Genomic DNA, 19,149 nt, shown 5'->3' with positions numbered 1-19,149 from the left:
CATGCTTGCCAGTCAACGCCGTTCGGTGATCCTCGAGCTCGTCGAGGAGTCCGGTGCGGTCAAGGTGTCCGACCTCGTCGAGCGTCTCGGCGTGTCCGACATGACCATTCGTCGCGACATCGAGCGCCTCTCGTCCGACGGTCTGCTCGAGCGGGTCCACGGCGGCGCGCTCGCGCTCGGTGACGAGCGCAGCAGCGAGGAGCCGGGCTTCTCGGCGAAGTCCCTGCTCCAGCTGGCGCAGAAGCAGGCCATCGCCCGGGCGGCCGCACGTCGCGTCGAGCAGGGCAGCGCCATCGGCATCTCGGCCGGCACGACGACGTACGAGCTCGCGCGCGCCGTCAAGGACGTGCCGCAGCTGACCGTCGTCACGAACTCCGTCCCGGTCGCGCAGCTGCTCCACGAGTCGGGTGCTCCCGGCCAGACGGTCGTGCTCACCGGCGGTGTGCGCACCCCGTCGGACGCCCTCGTCGGCCCCGTCGCCGTGTCGGCGCTACGCACCCTCCACGTGGACCTGCTCTTCCTCGGCGCGCACGGCGTGGAGTCGCGCTCGGGCCTGACCACGCCCAACCTCGTCGAGTCGGAGACCAACCGCGCGCTCGTCGCGTCGGCCCGCCACGTGTGCGTCCTCGCAGACTCGTCCAAGTGGGGCACCGTGGGCCTCAGCACGTTCGCGGACCTCTCCGAGGTCGACCTGTTCGTCAGTGACGACGGCCTGCCGGAGCGTGCCCGTGCGGCGCTGCGCGAGGACGTCGGCTCCCTCGAGATCGTGGAGGCGTGATGTCCACCCCCGCCAGCACCACCAGCAGGTTCACGACCCGGCTCCTGGCCGACGGCCGGGAGATCCTCTACATCGACGAGGCCGGCACGCCGGAGCGCACCGCCGAGGACCTGCGTCCGGTCGAGCCGCGCGTGCAGTCGGGCGAGCTGCGCCACGACGCGCTAGTCGACGACTGGGTGGCTGTCGCCGCGCACCGCCAGCACCGCACCTTCATGCCGCCGAAGGACGAGTGTCCGCTCTGCCCGGCCGGACACGGCTCGGTGCCCTCCGAGATCCCCGAGCGCGACTACCAGGTCGTCGTCTTCGAGAACCGGTTCCCCTCGTATGCCGTCACCTCCGTGGGCGCGGACGACCCCGACCCGAGGGGCATCTTCGGCACCCGGCCGGCCGTCGGCCGCTGCGAGGTCGTGTGCTTCACGAGTGACCACGAGGCGTCGTTCAAGGACCTTCCGGTCGAGCGCGTGCGAACCGTCATCGACACGTGGGCCCAGCGCACGGAGGCGCTCGGGGCGATGCCGGAGGTCGAGCACGTCTTCGCCTTCGAGAACCGCGGCCGCGAGATCGGCGTGACCCTGCCCCACCCGCACGGCCAGATCTACGCCTACCCGTACCTTCCCGACCGCACCAAGGCCCTGCTCGACGCGGCCCGGCGCCATCACGAGCGCACCGGCCGGCTCCTCGGCGCCGACATCCTCGCCGCCGAACAAGCCGACGGCTCAAGGGTGGTCGTGTCGGGAACGCACTGGACGGCATACGTGCCCTTCGCGGCGCGCTGGCCGGTCGAGGTGCACCTCGCCCCGCACCGCGACGTGCCCGACCTCGTCGCGCTCGACGACGACGAGCGCGACGAGCTGGCCGTGATCTATCGCGACCTGCTCGGCCGCCTCGACCGCTACTACGTCGCCGAGGACGGCTCGCCCGTGAAGCTGCCCTACATCGCAGCCTGGCAGCAGGCCCCGGCGAAGACGGGCCGGGACGTCTCACGGTTGCACCTGCAGCTCATGTCGGTGCTGCGCGGCCCGGGACGGCTCAAGTTCCTCGCCGGGTCCGAGTCGGGCGTCGGCGGTTGGGTCAACGACGTCGCACCCGAGCGGGCAGCGGCCCGCCTGCGTGAGGTGGCGTCGTGAGCGAGCGCGACGGCGTGGAAGTCGTCGACTCGGTGACGGCCGCCTTCGGGCGGACGTACGGCGCAGCACCCACCGGCGTCTGGTCGGCCCCCGGCCGTGTCAACCTCATCGGCGAGCACACCGACTACAACGGCGGTCTGTGCCTGCCGATCGCCTTGCCGCACAGGACCTATGCCGCGGTGTCCCGTCGCGACGACGACGTGCTCCGCATCGCCTCGGTGCAGCAGGACGGCATCGTCGAGGTCGCGCTCGGCGACGTCTCACCGGGGCAGCCCGGTGGTTGGGGTGCCTATGTCGCGGGGGTGCTCTGGGCGCTGCGCCGTGACGGTCTCGACGTCGGCGGGCTCGACGTGCTCGTCGACTCGACCGTGCCACTCGGTTCCGGCCTGTCGAGCTCGGCAGCCCTCGAGTGCGCCGTCGCTGCGGCTGCGAGCGACCTCTTCGGGCTGGACCTGCTGGGGTCGAGGTCGGGACGCGCCCGGCTCGCAGCCCGCTGCGTCGAGGCCGAGAACGTCATCGCCGGCGCACCGACCGGCGGCATGGACCAGTCGGCCTCCCTCCTCTGTGACGAGCGCGCCGCACTGCTCCTCGACTGCCGGTCGGGCGAGACGCGGCAGGTGCCGTTCGACCTCGACGCGGCTGGGCACGTCCTGCTCGTCACGGACACCAAGGCCGAGCACGCGCTCGTGGACGGGCAGTACGCCGCGCGGCGCGACGCGTGCGAGCAGGCTGCCCGCGACCTCGGAGTCGAGACGCTCCGCGAGGTCGACCCCGCTGCGCTCGGCGCCGCGCTCCAGCGACTCGGCTCGGACGAGGTGCGCCGCCGCGTGCGCCACGTCGTCACCGAGATCGAGCGCGTCGGCCAGGCGGTGGCGGCGCTCGAGGCGGGCGACCTCGACGAGGTCGGTCGCCTCTTCGACGCCTCGCACGCCTCGCTGCGCGACGACTACGAGGTCTCGTGCGACGAGCTCGACGTCGCGACGGAGACGGCCCGGTCGAAGGGCGCGCTCGGTGCCCGCATGACGGGTGGCGGCTTCGGCGGTTCGTGCATCGCGATCGTGGCAGCGGAGGACGTCGAACCCGTGTCCACGGCGATCGCAGAGGCCTTCGCGAGCCACGGCTTCGCCGCGCCGGTGTCGTTCGCCGTGACGGCGTCCGGCCCGGCCGCACGCAACCGCTGACCACCCCCGCCCCCTGCCCCCTGCCCCCTGCCACCGCAACACACCGAGAAACCCCCAACCCACCCGGATCGGATGCCGGTGCGTTGGGGGTTTCTCGGTGTGTTGCGGTGAGGGGCAGAGGTCAGGCGGGAAGGATGAGGCCCTTCGTCGCCTTGGCGCGCTCGAGGCGGGCAGAGACGTCCTCCCAGTTGACGACGTTCCACCACGCGTTGACGTAGTCAGCCTTGACGTTCTCGTACTGCAGGTAGAACGCGTGCTCCCACATGTCGAGCTGCAGCAGCGGGATCTGGCCGACGGGGATGTTGCCCTGCTGGTCGAACAGCTGCATGATGTGCGGCCGCTCGGCGAGCGTGTCCCACGAGAGGATCGACCAGCCGGAGCCCTGGATGGCGTTGGCGTTGGCGTTGAAGTGCGCCTGGAACTTCTCGAAGCCACCGAAGTACTCGGTGATCGCCGCGTCGACCTCGCCCTCGGGACGGCCGCCGCCGTCGGGACTCATGTTCTTCCAGAAGACGGAGTGGTTCGTGTGCCCGCCGAGGTGGAAGGCGAGGTTCTTCTCGACGCCGTTGACGGCGGCGTAGTCGCCCGACTCGCGCAGCTCCTCGAGCTTGGCGACCGCGGCGTTGGCGCCGTCGACGTAGGCCTTGTGGTGCTTGCTGTGGTGCAGCTCCATGATGCGAGCGCTGATGTGGGGCTCGAGGGCTGCGTAGTCGTAGTCGAGTTCGGGAAGCGTGTAAGCCACTTGTCGTTCCTTTCTGGAGACCATCCGGCTCCGACCACTCTATGCCGCGGTCCAGCGACGTCCACAGGGTGTCCGGGGGCTCGGGTGCGGGTCACGTACCCGCCTGCCAACCCTGTGACATCAAGCCGACTTGAGGTCAATTCGAGGGCAGACCGAGCAGGTCGCGGACGTCATCGGACGTGATGGCGCCGGAGAGCGAACCGCCCTCGTCGACGACCCGCTGGAAGAGGTCGCGCTTGCGCTCCTGGAGCGCCACGACCTTCTCCTCGATGGTGCCGGCGGAGACGAGGCGGTAGACGGTGACGGGGCGGTTCTGGCCGATGCGGTGCGCGCGGTCGATGGCCTGCGCCTCGGCGGCGGGGTTCCACCACGGGTCGAGGACGTAGACGTAGTCGGCCTCGGTGAGCGTCAGCCCGAAGCCGCCGGCCTTGAGGCTGATGAGGAAGGCCGTCGCGTCGCCCTCGCGGAAGCCGCGCACGACAGACTGCCGGTCGGTCGTCGACCCGTCGAGGTACGCGGTGTGGATCCCCGCACGCGTCAACGCGGCCTCGACGATGCGCAGGAAGCCGGTGAACTGGCTGAAGACGAGCGCTCGGTGGCCCTCGGCCGCCAGCTCGCGCAGCTGGTCGACGAGAAACTCGATCTTGGCGGCGGTCGCCTTGCCGGCGTGGACCTCGTCGACGAGCACGGGGTCGAGGGCGAGCTGCCGCAGCCGTGTCAGCGCCGCCAGGATCGCGACGCGGTTGGCCTCGGGGTCGTCGAGCAGGCCGAGCACCCGCTGCCGCTCGCGCTGCAGGTGCTGGTCGTAGATGTGGCGGTGGACGGGGTGGGGATCGAGGCCGACGACCTGGATCTGCTTGGGCGGCAGGTCGATCGCGACCTGCTCCTTGGTGCGGCGGAGCATGATCGGCCGGATGCGGCGCCGGAGCAGGTCGAGCAGCTCTGGCCTCTCACCAGACTCGATGGGCTTGCGGTAGCTCTTCGTGAAGAGGTCGGGCCGCGGATAGAGGCCGGGTGCGGTCAGCGAGAGCAGCGACCAGAGGTCCATGAGGGAGTTCTCCAGCGGCGTGCCGGTGACGGCGATGGTGAACGGCGCTCCGAGCCGACGGGCCGCGACGTGGGTCTTGGCCTGGCGGTTCTTGACGAACTGGGCCTCGTCGAGCACGACCCCACCCCACCGGACGGCCTGGAAGGCGGCGTCGTCGAGGCGCAGGACGGCATACGAGGTGATGACGACCTCGGCGTCGGCGACGACGTCGGACAGGGGAACTCCACGTTTGCGCTCGGTCGCTGTGACGGACGCGACGGCAAGGTGCGGCGCGAACGTCTCGAGCTCGCCCAGCCACGTGCCGACGACGCTCGTCGGAGCGACGACGAGCACCGACCCTCGGGCCTCCGGGCCGCGAGTGCCGAGCTCTCCCCGGTCGTGCGCGCGGGCCAGGGTCGCGATGACCTGGAGCGTCTTGCCGAGGCCCATGTCGTCGGCGAGGATGCCGCCGATGCGGGCGTCCCACAGGCGGGCCAGCCAGCGGTAGCCGTCGAGCTGGTAGGGCCGCAGCGTGGCACGCAGATCGGGCGGCGGATCGGCGAGCGGGCCCGACTCGAGGGAGCCGAGGGCCTCGACGTTGGCGGCCCAGCGGGCGCTCTGCTCGTCGACGACCCCGAGCGCGACGAGCTCGTCCCAGAGGTCGGCGTGGTGGGCGCTGAGCCGCAGGCCCCCCGTCTCCGGGTCGGCGATGTCGCGGGCCTCGGCGATGAGGTCGCGCAGGCGGAGCAGCTCGGGCCGGTCGAGCCGGAAGAAGGACCCGGAGTCGAGGAGCATGATCTCGTCGCCGTGGGCGATCGCGGCGAAGAGCGGCTCGAAGGGCACCTCCTCGCCGTCGACCTCGATGGTCACCCGCAGGTCGAACCAGTCGCCGGGCTCGGAGTCGTCGCGCCGCTCCCCCGTGCCGAGCCGCACGACGGGTGCCGAGGTGACCTCCTCGTAGGCGGGCAGGTCGCCGTCGACCTCCACGGTGACGTGCTCGTCGGCCTCGAGTGCGGCCAGGGTGGCACCGACGAACCGGGCCGCCTGCAGGCCGGTGAGCACGACCCGGGGGACGAGGTAGGGCTGGCCGCCGAGGTCGGACCGCAGGGCCCCCGGGACCTCGCGCAGTGAGTGCGCGGCTCGCACGGCTGCCGCCTCGGCGTCACGGTCGCGCCCGCCGACCGTGCCGAACCGCGCCGTCGTGAAGGGCCGCGGCTTGCCGTCGTACGCGTGACCGAGGTCGAGGCGCACCTCGCCGGGCACGTCGCTGACGACTCGGACGTGCACGGTCACCTGCTCGGGCTCGTCGGCCCCCTGCACCTCGGGCGCCGGCAGTGGCACCTCGGAGCGGACCCGGATCCGCTGGCGCAGGCCCGGCACGACGGACCGCAGGAAGCGGGCGCGTTCGTCGGCGGGCACACGCAGCCCGGCGAGTGCCGCGGCGAGCCCGTCAGGCCCGAGGTCGAGGTCCTGCTCGAGGGGCGCGAGCAGGAGCGACCCGTCGTCGCCCTCGACCGCGACGGCGTGGACCGGGTCGCCGAGGAACAGCCGCTCCCCGCCGCTCTCCACCCCGGCCGGGAGTCCGTCGAGGGCCACGTCGAGGTCGAGGTCGCCGGTGCCGTCGGCCGCCCGGCGCACGTGGAGCACGAGCGTGACGGTGTCGTCGGCCACGTGCACGGGACCGGTGACCCCCTCCCCGGGCAGCAGCTCGATGCCGGCTGCTCGCGCCTCGCGCAGCAGCGGCCACACCTCTGGGCTCGCGTCGAGCGAGAGCGGCGGTGTCGCGGAGAAGTACGTCGTGCCACCGGAGCCGTGCCGGGCGACGTCGTGCAGGCGGCCCATGATCCGCTCGTGCTCGGGCAGGAACCGGATGCCGGCCCGCCACTGCGGCAGGGCGTCGTGCCACGAGAGCGTGCGGTGCCAGGTGCCGGCGCGCGTCCACCGCGTCGGTCTCAGCCCGTAGCTCAGCTCGGGCACGCCACGGCGGCCGCGTTGGTCGCGGTAGACCGTGTCGACGAAGAGGCCCGCCGGCATGAGTTCGCCGCGCGGCTCGGGCCGCTGCGCCATCTGGGTGCGCTCGGGTGACCGCGAGCGGATGTGGCCGAACACGTCGGACCACAGGACGGTCGCGGCAGCCGGGGCGTGAAGATCCACGGCGACCGCGGGCCCTGTCGAGTCACCGGTCGAGATGCCCGTCGGGTCGCCGGCCGGCTCCACGACCTTCCCACGGGCCACGTCGCGGGCCGTGAGCATGAGCGCGACGACGTGCTTGCAGTCCGTGCCGACGGGGCAGCTGCACCGACCGCTCCACAGGTGGGAGCGGCCCTTCGGGTGCGGGCGCGCCTCGATGATCGTCTGGTAGGTCTCGCTGCCGCTGCCGTCGATGGTGCCGAGCAGCATCATCCCGTCGGGTCGCGTCGCGAGCGATCGGACCCGGCGTTCGGCCGCGTAGGCCTGGCCGCGGTCGAAGGTGCGCGAGCCGACCTGCTGCGCGATGTCGGGGTCGGTGACGTCACCGACCCACGTCGCCCGACCCACGCTCCACGCCACCTCAGCACTCTACGTTCGGTCGCCGACAGCGTCCCGCGTCCTCCACAGGCCCCATCGACAGGCCCACCGCCCGGCCCACAACCCGGCACTCGGGCAGGATGGCGGCATGTCCAGCACGCCCGACCCGCGCACCCTGACGCTCGCGGCCTTCCCGGTCCACCGCCCGGTGAGCACGCGGTGGTCCGACAACGACATGTACGGCCACCTCAACAACGCCGTGTACTACGAGCTCTTCGACTCCGCGATCAACGGCTGGCAGGCCGAGCACGTGACGATCGACCCGATGACAGACAGGACCCAGGGCGTCGTCGCCGAGTCGTCGTGCGCGTTCTACGCGGAGGTCGCCTTCCCGGCTCCCCTCGTGGTCGGGCTGCGCGTCGTGCGCCTCGGGCGCAGCAGCGTCACCTACCAGCTCGGGCTCTTCGTCGACCCGGAACGGGCCTCGGCTCCCGACCCGGCGATCAAGGCCCTCGGCCACTGGGTGCACGTCGAGATCGACGCGGCGACCCGCCGGCCAGCCACGATCCCGGACCACCTGCGTCGCCTCATGGAGACGGCGGTGGTGGAGGTCCCGGCATGAGCGCCGGCCCGCTCGACGAGACGTGGGAGGGGTGGACGGCACGCATCGCCGCCGACCTGGCCGCGCTCACCGAGGAGGACTGGATGACCTTCGCCGTGCACGTGACGTCGCGGGCCTCGAGCACGTATGCCGCCGAGCGGGCCCCCCGAGGGTGGCGCCGGGGGCGTTCCCGGACCTCTCACACGGCCCGCGTGCCCGACGTCTTCTTCCAGGTGCGGCGCCTCGAGGGCCTGCTCGCCCTCGAGTGCATCGGCGACACGGAGTTCGAGGGGCTGACCGACCTGACGACGGCGCAGCAGGCGGCGCTCGCGGACCTCGGGTGGGAGCGGGACAGCAGGGAGCCGGAGTTCAGCCGGACGTTCGCCGGGAACGAACAGGCCGCAGCGGCACACCTGCTTCGGTCGAGCCTCGAGGATGTCCTGGGAGCCGGCTCGCCCACCGACGTCGACATGCGGCGCGCGCCGCGCCGCTGAGGGACTCTGCGCCTTTCAGCGGTCCTGGGCGACGCGCTTGGCTGCCCGCTTCATGACTGCCGTGTAGGCGGGACGCGCGAACCGCTTTGCACGCCAGACGATCCGGCCGTCGCGGTCGGTGAGGATGACGTCGCGACGCGCGTCGATGCCGCGCAGGACGATGGCGGCGACCTGGTCGGCCGTGCGCTTCGACCCGCTCACCATCTTCCTGCCGGCGTCCTCCATCTCGGTGTCGGCGCCCTGGAACGACGCGCCGAGGTTGGTCCGGAAGAACGACGGGCACACGACGGAGACGTCGATGCCGTGCGGTGCGAGCTCGTGCGACAGGGTCTCGCTGAGGGCGACGACACCGGCCTTGACGGTGTTGTAGGCGGCCATGCCGGGTGCGTGGACGAGCCCGGCGAGCGAGGCGGTGTTGATGATGTGCCCGCTGCCCTGCTGTTTGAGCAGCGGGGTGAACGTGCGGCAGCCACGAACGACGCCGAGCAGGTTGATGTCGACGATCCAGTGCCACTCGTCCATCGTCGCGACGTCGATGCGGCCGCCCGCAGCGACGCCGGCGTTGTTGACGAGCAGGTCGAGCCCACCCCACGTCTCGCGCACGTGGGCGAGCGCCGCGTCCCAGGCCTCGTCACGGCGCACGTCGAGGGGCAGGTACGCCGCGGCGTCGGGCAGCACGTCCGGCCGCTCGGTCTGCAGGTCGGTCGCGAGCACGTGGTCCCCGCGCCCGACGAAGGCCCGCACGAGGGCGAGACCGAGGCCGGAGGCGGCGCCGGTGACGAGGACGCGACGAGGGGAGCTGGGCGCGTGTCGGGAGCGGGACGGCATACGGCCCAACCTACGGCTGGCGGATGGTGAGCGTGACCTTGCCCCGCGCGCGGCGCTCGTCGATCTCCGTGAGGGCGGCGGCGACGTCGTCGAGCCAGTGGCGCGAGCCGATCGGGGGCTCGAGGGCGCCGCTCTCGAGGAGCGGCAGGATCGCGTGCCACTGGGCGCGCAGGTAGCTCGGGTCGGGCATCCAGAAGGCGCCCCATCCGACGCCGACGACGCTGATGTTTCCCAGGAGAAGACGGTTGACCTTGACCTCCGGGATCTGCCCGGCCGTGAAGCCGATGACGAGGAGCCTGCCCTCGGGCGCGAGGCTGCGAAGGCTGTCGGTGAAGCGGTCCCCGCCCACGGGGTCGACGACGACGTCGACGCCGCGACCGCTCGTGAGCTCCTTTGCGCGAGCGAGGAACTCGTCAGCCAGGACGACGTGATGGGCACCGGCCTCGCGCGCCGTCTCGGCCTTGTCGTCGGACGACACCACGGCGATGACGCGGGCATCCATGGCACGGGCCAGCTGGATCGCGGCGGTGCCGATGCCACCCGCTGCCCCGTGGACGAGGACGACCTCGCCACGCTCGAGCTGGCCGCGACGAGTGAGGGCGAAGTGGACGGTGAGGTAGTTCATCGGCAGGGCCGCGCCCGCCTCGAACGACACGGCATCCGGCAGCGGGAAGAGCATCGACTCGGGGACCGCCACGGTCTCGGCGAAGGCTCCGAGCACCGGGAAGGCGGCGACCCGGTCACCGGGGCTGAAGGTGCTGTCCGGTCCGGCCTCACGGACGACCCCGGCGCACTCGGCACCGGGGACGAACGGGAGGTCGGGGCGCATCTGGTAGAGCCCCTTGCTCATGAGGACGTCGGGGAAGCTGACGCCGGCCTCGTGGACGTCGACGAGGACGTGGCCGGGCTCGAGGCTCGGCTCGGGCAGGTCGTCGACGGTGACAGCGGCGGGCCCGTCGAGGGCGGTGACTCGTGCGGCGCGCATCGTGCTCCTGAGGTGTCGTCGAGGTCGCCCCGACGCTAACCCACCTAGTCTTGCGAGGGTGACGCCGCCCGGGACAGACCCCGCCCCGCCGCTGACGCGACTGCCCGACGGGACGATCAAGCAGGTCAACCCGTTCACCGGCACCAAGGTGTGGACGCTGCCGGGCCGTGGTGCGCGGCCGCTCGGCGTCAACCGGCCCGCACCGCAGCCGCTCGACCCCTCCGAGCTCGACCGGCACTGCGCCTTCTGCGTCGGCCGCATGCTCGAGACGACCCCCGAGATCGCCCGGGTCGTGCGCGAGGGGTCGTCGTGGCACGAGGTGCGAAGCCTGCTCGCCGACCAGCTCGACGACTCGGTCCCGCAGTTCCGGCTCTTCCCGAACCTCTTCGAGATCCTCAGCTACGACTACTGGCACCTCACCCACGGCTACGAGCCGACACCCGCCTCGCGGTCGCACCGGACGGCATACCTCTCCACGCCCGCAGGGCGTGACCACGTCACAGCACTCGCCCGGATACGCATGCGGGCGCGCGGCGCAGTGGGAGCCGACGCAGAGCCGTCCGGCCAGGACGACCTCGAACGCGAAGCGGTGCGCCTCTTCGCCGGCAACCACCAGGTCGTCGCCGCTCGACGCCACTTCGTAGACGGAGCGACGGACGACTCCCAGAACGCGTTCTCAGGCACGCTGACGCCCGAGGAGCACTGGCAGTACACGCGATTCACGATCTCTGCGTTGCGCGACCTCTACCGCGACAACCCCTACGCGCGGCAAGTGTCGGTGTTCCAGAACTGGATGCAGCCGGCCGGAGCGTCGTTCGACCACCTGCACAAGCAGCTCGTCGCCATCGACGAGCTCGGCGTGGAGCTCGAACGGGAGATGGAGCGGGTCCGCGCCCACCCGGACCTGTTCGCGCACTGGGGACGCGAGTACGCCGACGGGCAGGGGCTCGTCATCGCGCGTACGCCGACGGCGGTCGCCTTCGCCGGCATCGGGCACCGGTACCCGTCGGTGGAGGTCCACTCGAGCGTCACGTCACGGCGACCCTGGGAGCTGGGCGATCACGAGGTGCGCGACGTCTCCGACCTGCTCCACGCCTGCCACGCAGCCACCGGCTCCGACGTGCCCACCAACGAGGAGTGGCACCACTGCCCGCCGACGGTCGACCTCCCGATGCCGCTGCGGGCTGTCGTCAAGTGGCGCGTCTCGACGCAGGGCGGTTTCGAGGGCGGCACGAAGATCCACGTCACGACGATCGACCCGTGGACGGTGCGGGAACGGACCGTCACCCGGCTGCGCGAGCTGGCTGCTCGCGGGCTCGTCAGTGACCGGCTCACGATCGGCTGACGTCATGCGGCCGTGCCGGTCCGCGGGGCGTGCCACTCTTGGAAGCAGTCAGGAGGGGTAGCCGTGGCCGCAACGACCTATCTCGACTTCGACGTCGCAGTCACGAGACGCGGCGACGACCTCGACGTGCGCGTCCTGCACTCGCCTGCCGGTGAGACCGGGTCGGTGGCCTCGCGCTGGCCCGAGGTCGCGACACGGTGGAGGCCCGGCCGCCGCACCAGGGAGCGCCGTCTCTCCCCCGCGACCGACGCTCCGACCTTCGCTGCGACCGACGCCGCGACCGACGCCGCGACCGACGTCGACGACGCCCAGGCGGGCGCTGCGCTGTTCACGGCACTGATGCCCGACTCCGTGCTCGTGCGTTTCCGCGAGAGCAGCTCGCGCGCGGCCGCGGCCGGCGCGGGGCTGCGGATCATGCTCCGCTTCGCCGGCGGTGCGGACGTGTTGCCGTGGGAGCTGCTCCACGACCCCGAGACCCACACCTTCCTCGCGCTGGATCCCAGCACACCGGTCGTGCGCTGCACCGAGACGGCGACGCGCGAGCCCGCCGCGGGCGCGGACGAGCGAGTACGCATCCTCGTGGCCATCTCGTCGCCCGTCGGCGCTGCCGCGCTCGACGCGGCGCGCGAGCGGCAGTCGATCGCCGCCCGGCTGGCGCCGCTGGCCGCCGGTGGCGCGGTGACCGTCGACATCCTCGAGGACGCCTCGCTCGACGGCATCCGCGCAGCGTTGGAGGCCGCCGAGATGCACGTCTTCCACTACATCGGCCACGGCACACTAGGCTCCGGCGGCCGGAGCGCGTTGGCCCTGACCGACTCGCAGGGGCAGCTGTCCCTGCGCGCGGTCGACGAGGTCGCCGACATCCTGGCCGCAGCAGCCACGCTTCGCCTCGTGGTCCTCAACTCGTGCCACGGGTCGCCCGCAGACCCCACTGACCCGTTCGCAGGTGCCGGCACGACCCTGGTCCGGGCCGGCATCCCCGCCGTCGTGGCGATGCGTACCGCCATCACGGACGACGGTGCGATCACCTTCGCACGGGGGCTCTACGAGAGCCTCGCGGCGGCCGAGACGGTGGAACGTGCGGTCACCCGAGCGCGCGCGACGATGGCGGCCGCGGACTCGGGCGTCACGGACGAGTGGCCGGTCGTCGCGCTCCACCTGTCGTCGTCGCTGGCCTCGGGCCTGCGTGTCGGTCCGCTCCCGCGCCTCGACGAGGACGTCGAGTTCACCGTTGCCCGACCTCCGCAGCTGCGGGTCGAGCGATGGGAGACGATGCTGGTTCTCGCCCATCACGGTGGGGTGTTCGTCGCAGCGGACGGACGCACGGTCGACCAACCCGCAGAGGTGCGCCAGCGGGTCGCCGGGTTCTTCGGCTCCGAGCGTGTGACGACCACCTCCAAGTCCTCCAGCCTGGCTCTGCCCCGGGGGGCAGAGCTCGTCGTCGTGCCTGACCTGCCCGACCACGTCGACTGCGACCCGCCCTCGGCACCGCTGCGCTGGTCGGGCGAGGTCGCCGAGGTGAGGTTCCTGCTGCGCGCCAGGTCGGCGACGCTGGGAACCACCGTCGAAGGCTGGCTGCGGGTGTTCTGCGGCCCCGTCGTCATCGCCGAGTCCGGGCTCACCTTCGAGGTCGTGGCCGACACGTCGCAGGCGGCAACGGCGGTGGATCCCACGCGCGCGGCGATGGTGCGCTACCGACGCATCTTCCCGTGCTTCGCGCCCGAGGACGCAGCGGTCGTCGAGGGCGTTGCCGCCGTGGCGGAGGCACTCGGGGACGACTACCTCGGCCGCGTCCTCGACGCTGAGCGCAGCGACGCCCCGAGCGACTGGCTCCTGCCCCTCATCGCCGAGGCCGACGTCTTCCAGCTCTTCTGGTCGCGGCACTCGATGGTCTCCTCGGTGTGCAGGCAACAGTGGGAGCATGCCGTGGCCGCTGCGCGAGACGGCTTCGTGCTGCCGCTCTACTGGGAGCAGCCGTTCCCTCGTGCCGACGGCCTGCCGCCTCCTGCCCTGGAGTCGCTGCGCTTCGTGCGACTCCCCTCGACCCTGGCCGCGGCTCCGCCCATGCCCCCGTTGCCGCCCGAGTCGCAGCCGGGGACCGCCGAACCCATCGACGTTTCACCGCCTCCCCCGTCGGTGCCTCCGGCTCCGAGCCTGCCACCGTGGCCGACAGGCGCAGCACCAGATGGCCTCACACGGGGCGGCGCGGCCCGCCGCTCCGCCACAGCGGGCAGGCTCGGCGCCGCGAGCCTCACCAGCGCACTGCTCGCGGCCGGGTTCATCGCCATCGGCTGGGGCCCCGGCATCGTCCCCGGGACCCGCGGCTCGGTCTTCGACGTCATCGGCCTGACGCTGCTCGGGGTGGCCGTCGTGCTCGCCGGGCTCGCGGTCGCCGCACGGGTCAGGGGCCGACGGCGCTGATCCCGCAGTGGCAACACGTTCGCGTGCGGCCACCCGGCGCGGCCCGGTTCGATGGTCCTCGCCACGCGCTCGACGGCAGGTCAGAAGGGTGGCGGGTCGGGATCCGCAGGGGCATCACGACCGGCTGCGACGTCAGGGTCGGGCAGGCCTTCGCGCCAGTCCTTCGGGTAGGTGATGTAGCGGCGGCCCGCGAGGGTGGTCCACTCGAGCCCGTCGTCGGGGACGGGCTCCGACCGCCAGACCCGCTGGGTCTTGACGTTGTGGTGGAGGCGGTGTTTCGAGTACATGTTGCCGACCGCGGTCTCGCCACTGGGCCAGGGCACCTCGTGGTCGAGGTCGCAGCGTGTCGCGACGACCTCGCACCCGGGCCCGCGGCAGACACCGTCGACGGCTCGGACGTGCTCGAACATGGCGTGCGTCGGTCGGTAGCTGCGCGTCGGCCGTGACAGCGCGCGGCCGGTCCGGATGTCGACGGGCAGCGTGCGCCAGACGGAGCCTGGGCGCGTCATGATCTCGCGCGCGTGCTCGGCGGTGACCCATCCGTGGCCGGGCAGCTCGCATGCGGCGTCCGACAGTCCGGTCGCGACCTCGAACGGCACGACGAGCCACACCGAGCCGACCGCGCCATCCGGCGAGCCACCCTCCGACGCACCCGTCTTCGCGTCGGCCGAGTGGTCGGCACGACCATGTAGGAGAGCCTCGGCGGCGAGGTCGCAACGAAGCTGGTCAAGAGAACGCGCGTCGCCCGCACCACGCCGCGAGCGGGCCTCCGCGTCGAGCCGGTCGAGGGCGGAGGCGACCACATCGGCTGGGGCGACGAGGGTGAGGCAGCCCATGCCGTCCTCGGTCATGCGGCCGAACACCCCGCGTCGCATCCGTGCGCGCTCGCGACGCTCAGTCATGCCGCGCTGATCGGCGGAGGCCACCGCACGACGCAGGCGGGTGACGAACGTCCGCTGCGGAAGGCGCTGGCCGTCGCGGCTCGGCGCAAGCACGGCCTGCTCCACCGAGGTGACTTCAGCGTCGGACAGCTGGGCCGTGTCGCTCGCCACCTGCAGCGCCCGGTTGAGCGACACCTCACCCCTGCGTAGCGCTCCCAGGACCAGGCGGTGTCGCCGGGGGCTGGTGGCGAGGCTGAGCCGGCGCGCGACCTCGCCCGTGCCAACCCCCGTCGCCAAGGCGATCTCCTCGGTGACGACGCGGTCGGTCGACACATGAGCGGTCGTGGCCGCGATCTGCTGGTCCTCGATCGTGTGGAGGGTCGCATACGCCTCGAGCAGCCGCGACTCGATGCGGGCCTTCTGCCCCTCGAGCTTCTCGATGTCGCGCAGCGCCCGGTCGCCCGCCGTCGTGAGGTCGACGTGGAGGTCGGCTCGCGTGTAGGTGCCCCCGAGCGCCGCCTCCAGCGGCGACAGACCCACCCACGTCGAACCGAGAAGTGGCACGGAGACCTCCTCGCTCGACGCGTCGTCTTGCCCCCAAGATTAGCACAGGCGTTCGATAACTGCGCCAGCTGGAACCTGGCTGTGGACAGCCAATCACCCTGCACTACAGGCTGATTCGTGAGGTCACCGCGAGAAGGCCATGGCCTCGGCAACGTCGCCGCGCAGCATGTCGCGACGGTCGAGCAGGTAGTTCTGCCGCATGAGCCAGGGCGCCCCGTCGCCCTGCCGGGGCAGGTCCGCCGCGGCGCGCTCCACGTAGCCCGACCGGAGCGGCAGCAAGGGTCTACCGGCCATCCCCGAAGGGGCGCGCGGCACAGCGATGCGCCAGCCGTGCTCCTCCATGTGCGCGAGCAACCGGCAGACGTACCGGCTCGCCAGGTCGGCTCGCAGCGTCCACGACGCGTTGACGTAGCCGACGCACGCGGCGAGGTTCGGCACGTCGGCGAACATCGTCCCCCGGTAGACGGTCAGGTCACCGGTAGGGCGCGTCTGCCCGTCGACGGTGATGGCGATGCCGCCGGCGATCTTGATCCGCAGCCCCGTCGCGGTGACGACGACGTCGGCCGGGAGCTCCGTGCCCGACTGCAGCCGTATGCCGTGTGGCGTGAACTCCTCGATGGTGTCCGTGACGACGTGGGCCCGGCCGTCGCGCACCGCCTCGAACAGGTCGCCGTCGGGGACGACGCACAGTCGCTGGTCCCACGGGTCGTACGTGGGCGTGAAGTGGTCGTCGACGAGGTCGGAGGACCCCAGCGAACGAGCAGCCCCCTTGGACAGCAAGGCCTTCGCGACCGCGGGCCGACGTCGGCTCAACTCGTAGAAGGCCATCGTCATGAGGACGTTCTTGTAGCGCGAGACGACTCCGCCAGCCCGCGTCGGCAGGACGCGCTGGACCACGTCGCGCACCCGGTCGCGACGCGGCAGGGCGGCGACCCACGTGGGAGTGCGCTGGAGCATCGTCACGTCGGCGCCGAGCTCGGCGAGCGCGGGCACGAGCGTCATGGCCGTGGCACCGGATCCGATGACGACCACCCGGCGCCCCTCGACGCGGAGCTCGTCGGGCCAGAACTGCGGGTGCACGACCTCCCCCTCGAACGCCGCGACGCCCGGCAGCTCGGGCTCGTGCGGCCGCTCGTAGTCGTAGTAGCCGCTGCACAGGTAGAGGAAGCCACACGTGAGCTGCCGCCGCGCGCCGGCATGCTCGACCGTGACCGTCCACCGCGCGTCCGCCGTCGTCCAGGCCGCCTCGATGACCTTGTGCCCCAACCGGATCCGCTCGTCGATGCCGTGCTTGTGCGCCGTCGACCGCAGATACTCGAGGATCGTCGGCCCGTCGGCTATGGCGTCGGGGTGCGTCCACGGCTCGAACGGGAAGCCGAGGGTCATCATGTCCGAGTCGGACCGCACCCCCGGGTATCGGAAGAGGTCCCACGTGCCGCCGACCGAGTCCCGCGCCTCGAGGACCGCCCACGAGCGCCCCGGCAGCATCGTCTGCAACCGGTAGGCGGCGCCGACGCCGGACAGGCCCGCGCCGACGACGAGGACGTCCAGGTGCTCGATCTCGCTCACCCGGCCATTGTGACCCATGCCGCGCCGACGCTACCCGGCGGTAACCAGCCGCTACCCTCAAGGTCGTGACGGCATACCCCCACCTGCTCCAGCCGCTCGACCTCGGCTTCACGACGCTGCGCAACCGCGTCGTCATGGGCTCCATGCACACCGGGCTCGAGGACCGCGCGAAGGACTTCGACCGCCTGGCCGCCTACTACGCCGAGCGTGCCCGCGGCGGTGTAGGCCTCATCGTGACGGGGGGCTTCGCCCCCAACCTGGCCGGCTCGCTCTACCCCGGCGGCTCCGTCCTCGCCACGAGCCGGCAGGCCCGCCGCCACCGGGTCATCACGAGTGCCGTGCACCGCGAAGGCGGGAAGATCGCGCTCCAGATCCTCCACGCAGGGCGCTACGCCTACCACCCGCTCGCGGTGTCGGCGTCCGCGACGAAGGCGCCCATCTCCCGCTTCACGGCGCGCGCCCTCTCCGGTCGCGGCGTCCGAAGGACCATCGCGGCCTACGCCCGGTGCGCCCGGCTCGCCCGCGAGGCCGGCTACGACGGCGTCGAGGTCATGGGGTCCGAGGGATACCTCATCAACCAGTTCCTCGCGCCGCGCACGAACCACCGCACCGACGAGTGGGGCGGCTCGCCCGAGAACCGCCGCCGCCTGCCCGTCGAGATCGTCCGAGCCGTGCGCGAGGCCGCCGGCCCGGACTTCGTCATCGTCTACCGCCTGTCGATGCTCGACCTCGTGCCGGAGGGCCAGTCGTGGGACGAGATCGTCTCTCTCGCAAAGGAGGTCGAGTCCGCGGGCGCCACGATCATCAACACCGGCATCGGCTGGCACGAGGCTCGCGTCCCCACGATCGTCACGTCCGTGCCCCGCGGCGCCTTCACCCGGGTCACTGCGAAGCTGCGCCCCGAGGTCACGGTTCCCGTCGTCACGAGCAACCGGATCTCGATGCCCGACCTCGCCGAGCAGGTCGTCGCCGACGGCACCGCCGATCTCGTCTCGATGGCCCGCCCGTTCCTCGCCGACCCCGACTGGGTGGCCAAGGCCGAGGGAGACCGCGCCGACGAGATCAACACGTGCATCGCCTGCAACCAGGCCTGTCTCGACCACACCTTCGCCAAGCAGACGGCCACCTGCCTCGTGAATCCCCGTGCCGTCCGCGAGACGACCCTCGTGCTCGCGCCGAGCCGCCGGACGAAGCACGTCGCCGTCGTCGGCGCCGGCCCAGCCGGGCTCGCCACCGCCGTCGCCCTGACGCAGCGCGGTCACCGGGTCGAGCTCTTCGAGGCGTCCGACGACATCGGTGGCCAGTTCGCGATCGCGATGCGCATCCCGGGCAAGGAGGAGTTCGCCGAGACGATCCGCTACTACCGTCGACAGCTCGAGCTCACCGGCGTCAAGGTGCACCTCGGTCGTCGCGCCGAGGTCGAGGACCTGGTCGACTTCGACGAGGTCGTCGTCGCCACTGGCGTCGAGCCGCGCGTGCCCTCCCTCCCCGGGGTCGACCACCCGTCGGTCATCACGTATGCCGCCGCCGTCCGAGACGGTTCCCCCGTCGGCCCGCGTGTGGCCGTGATGGGCGCGGGCGGCATCGGCGTCGACGTGTCGGAGTTCCTCACGCACATCGAGTCACCGCTCACCGTCGACGAGTGGATGGCGGAGTGGGGGGTGGGCTCACCTGACGGCGCGCGCGGTGGACTCGCCGAGCCGGCGCCCACACCGTCGCCCCGCGAGGTCCACCTCCTCCAGCGCAAGGCGTCCCCGATCGGCAAGGGGCTGGGCAAGACGACCGGATGGGTGCACCGAGCAGCCTTGAAGGCCAAGGGAGTCCACCACCACGTGGGAGTCAACTACGAGCGCATCGACGACGAGGGGCTCCACATCACCCACGGTGAGGAGCGCACCGACCCCCAGGTCATCGCCGTCGACACAATCGTCCTCTGCACGGGGCAGGAGTCGGTCAACACGCTCACGCCGGCGCTCGAGGCGCGCGGCGTCCCGGTGCACGTCATCGGCGGCGCCGACGTGGCGGCCGAGCTCGACGCCAAGCGCGCCATCAGGCAGGGCACCGAGCTGGCCGCTCGCCTCTGACAAGATCGAACCGC

General features: G+C 72.1%; 14 protein-coding genes. 8 read left to right on the top strand and 6 right to left on the bottom strand.

All coding sequences use genetic code 11. From position 1 onward, the window contains the following. The first annotated feature begins 1 nt into the window (after window position 1). From ACFQU3_RS17885 to galK, 3 genes are read left to right on the top strand one after another with little or no spacing between them, the layout of a single operon-like run. A complete protein-coding gene (locus tag ACFQU3_RS17885; protein WP_385912220.1) occupies window positions 2–778 on the top strand; it encodes a DeoR/GlpR family DNA-binding transcription regulator in 777 nt (258 codons plus the stop codon). Continuing rightward, window positions 778–1,905 (top strand): galactose-1-phosphate uridylyltransferase, encoded by a 1,128-nt coding sequence (galT, locus tag ACFQU3_RS17880; RefSeq protein WP_385912218.1) that lies wholly within the window; start codon window positions 778–780, stop codon window positions 1,903–1,905. The genes ACFQU3_RS17885 and galT overlap by 1 nt, the downstream gene beginning before the upstream one ends. Further along, the gene (gene galK / locus ACFQU3_RS17875) at window positions 1,902–3,086 is read left to right on the top strand and encodes a galactokinase (protein WP_385912216.1); all 1,185 of its coding nucleotides are present in this window, start codon (window positions 1,902–1,904) and stop codon (window positions 3,084–3,086) included. The genes galT and galK overlap by 4 nt, the downstream gene beginning before the upstream one ends. A gap of 121 nt (window positions 3,087–3,207) precedes the next feature. Here the strand turns inward: galK and ACFQU3_RS17870 are convergent, their stop codons facing one another. Further along, complete coding sequence (locus ACFQU3_RS17870) at window positions 3,208–3,852, bottom strand: superoxide dismutase (RefSeq protein WP_385912214.1); 645 nt, start codon at window positions 3,850–3,852, stop codon at window positions 3,208–3,210. A 112-nt stretch (window positions 3,853–3,964) separates the two neighbouring features. Then, window positions 3,965–7,405 (bottom strand): SNF2-related protein, encoded by a 3,441-nt coding sequence (locus ACFQU3_RS17865; RefSeq protein ID WP_385912212.1) that lies wholly within the window; start codon window positions 7,403–7,405, stop codon window positions 3,965–3,967. Between the two features lie 106 nt (window positions 7,406–7,511). On the opposite strand from ACFQU3_RS17865, the gene ACFQU3_RS17860 reads away from it, so the two are divergent. Continuing rightward, window positions 7,512–7,985: an acyl-CoA thioesterase gene (locus tag ACFQU3_RS17860; RefSeq protein WP_385912210.1), complete on the top strand. Its 474-nt coding sequence runs from the start codon at window positions 7,512–7,514 to the stop codon at window positions 7,983–7,985. Then, window positions 7,982–8,458 carry a hypothetical protein gene (locus tag ACFQU3_RS17855; protein ID WP_385912208.1) on the top strand — a complete coding sequence of 159 codons (477 nt, stop codon included), beginning with the start codon at window positions 7,982–7,984 and terminating at the stop codon, window positions 8,456–8,458. The genes ACFQU3_RS17860 and ACFQU3_RS17855 overlap by 4 nt, the downstream gene beginning before the upstream one ends. A 15-nt stretch (window positions 8,459–8,473) precedes the next feature. Here ACFQU3_RS17855 and ACFQU3_RS17850 read toward each other — a convergent pair whose 3' ends face one another. Continuing rightward, entirely contained in the window at window positions 8,474–9,286 is an 813-nt protein-coding gene (locus ACFQU3_RS17850; RefSeq protein WP_385912206.1) for an SDR family NAD(P)-dependent oxidoreductase, read from the bottom strand. Between the two features lie 10 nt (window positions 9,287–9,296). Next, a complete protein-coding gene (locus ACFQU3_RS17845; protein ID WP_385912204.1) occupies window positions 9,297–10,271 on the bottom strand; it encodes an NADPH:quinone oxidoreductase family protein in 975 nt (324 codons plus the stop codon). Between the two features lie 58 nt (window positions 10,272–10,329). On the opposite strand from ACFQU3_RS17845, the gene ACFQU3_RS17840 reads away from it, so the two are divergent. Both ACFQU3_RS17840 and ACFQU3_RS17835 read left to right on the top strand, forming a co-directional pair. Next, the gene (locus ACFQU3_RS17840) at window positions 10,330–11,616 is read left to right on the top strand and encodes a DUF4921 family protein (RefSeq protein ID WP_385912202.1); all 1,287 of its coding nucleotides are present in this window, start codon (window positions 10,330–10,332) and stop codon (window positions 11,614–11,616) included. Between the two features lie 63 nt (window positions 11,617–11,679). After that, window positions 11,680–14,037, top strand: a complete 2,358-nt coding sequence (locus tag ACFQU3_RS17835) for a CHAT domain-containing protein (RefSeq protein WP_385912200.1) — start codon at window positions 11,680–11,682, stop codon at window positions 14,035–14,037. 80 nt (window positions 14,038–14,117) lie between these two features. Here ACFQU3_RS17835 and ACFQU3_RS17830 read toward each other — a convergent pair whose 3' ends face one another. Both ACFQU3_RS17830 and ACFQU3_RS17825 read right to left on the bottom strand, forming a co-directional pair. Continuing rightward, window positions 14,118–15,482, bottom strand: a complete 1,365-nt coding sequence (locus ACFQU3_RS17830; RefSeq protein ID WP_385912198.1) for an HNH endonuclease — start codon at window positions 15,480–15,482, stop codon at window positions 14,118–14,120. Window positions 15,483–15,605: 123 nt separating this feature from the next. Beyond that, window positions 15,606–17,051, bottom strand: a complete 1,446-nt coding sequence (locus ACFQU3_RS17825; RefSeq protein ID WP_385912196.1) for a flavin-containing monooxygenase — start codon at window positions 17,049–17,051, stop codon at window positions 15,606–15,608. 65 nt (window positions 17,052–17,116) lie between these two features. Between ACFQU3_RS17825 and ACFQU3_RS17820 the strand changes: the two genes are divergently transcribed. After that, window positions 17,117–19,135 carry an FAD-dependent oxidoreductase gene (locus tag ACFQU3_RS17820; RefSeq protein WP_385912194.1) on the top strand — a complete coding sequence of 673 codons (2,019 nt, stop codon included), beginning with the start codon at window positions 17,117–17,119 and terminating at the stop codon, window positions 19,133–19,135. Window positions 19,136–19,149 lie beyond the last annotated feature (14 nt).

Origin of the sequence: Terrabacter sp. GCM10028922, assembly GCF_042666095.1 — a bacterium.
Classification (GTDB): Bacteria; Actinomycetota; Actinomycetes; order Actinomycetales; family Dermatophilaceae; genus Terrabacter.
This window is presented reverse-complemented; position numbering and strand designations above follow the sequence as displayed.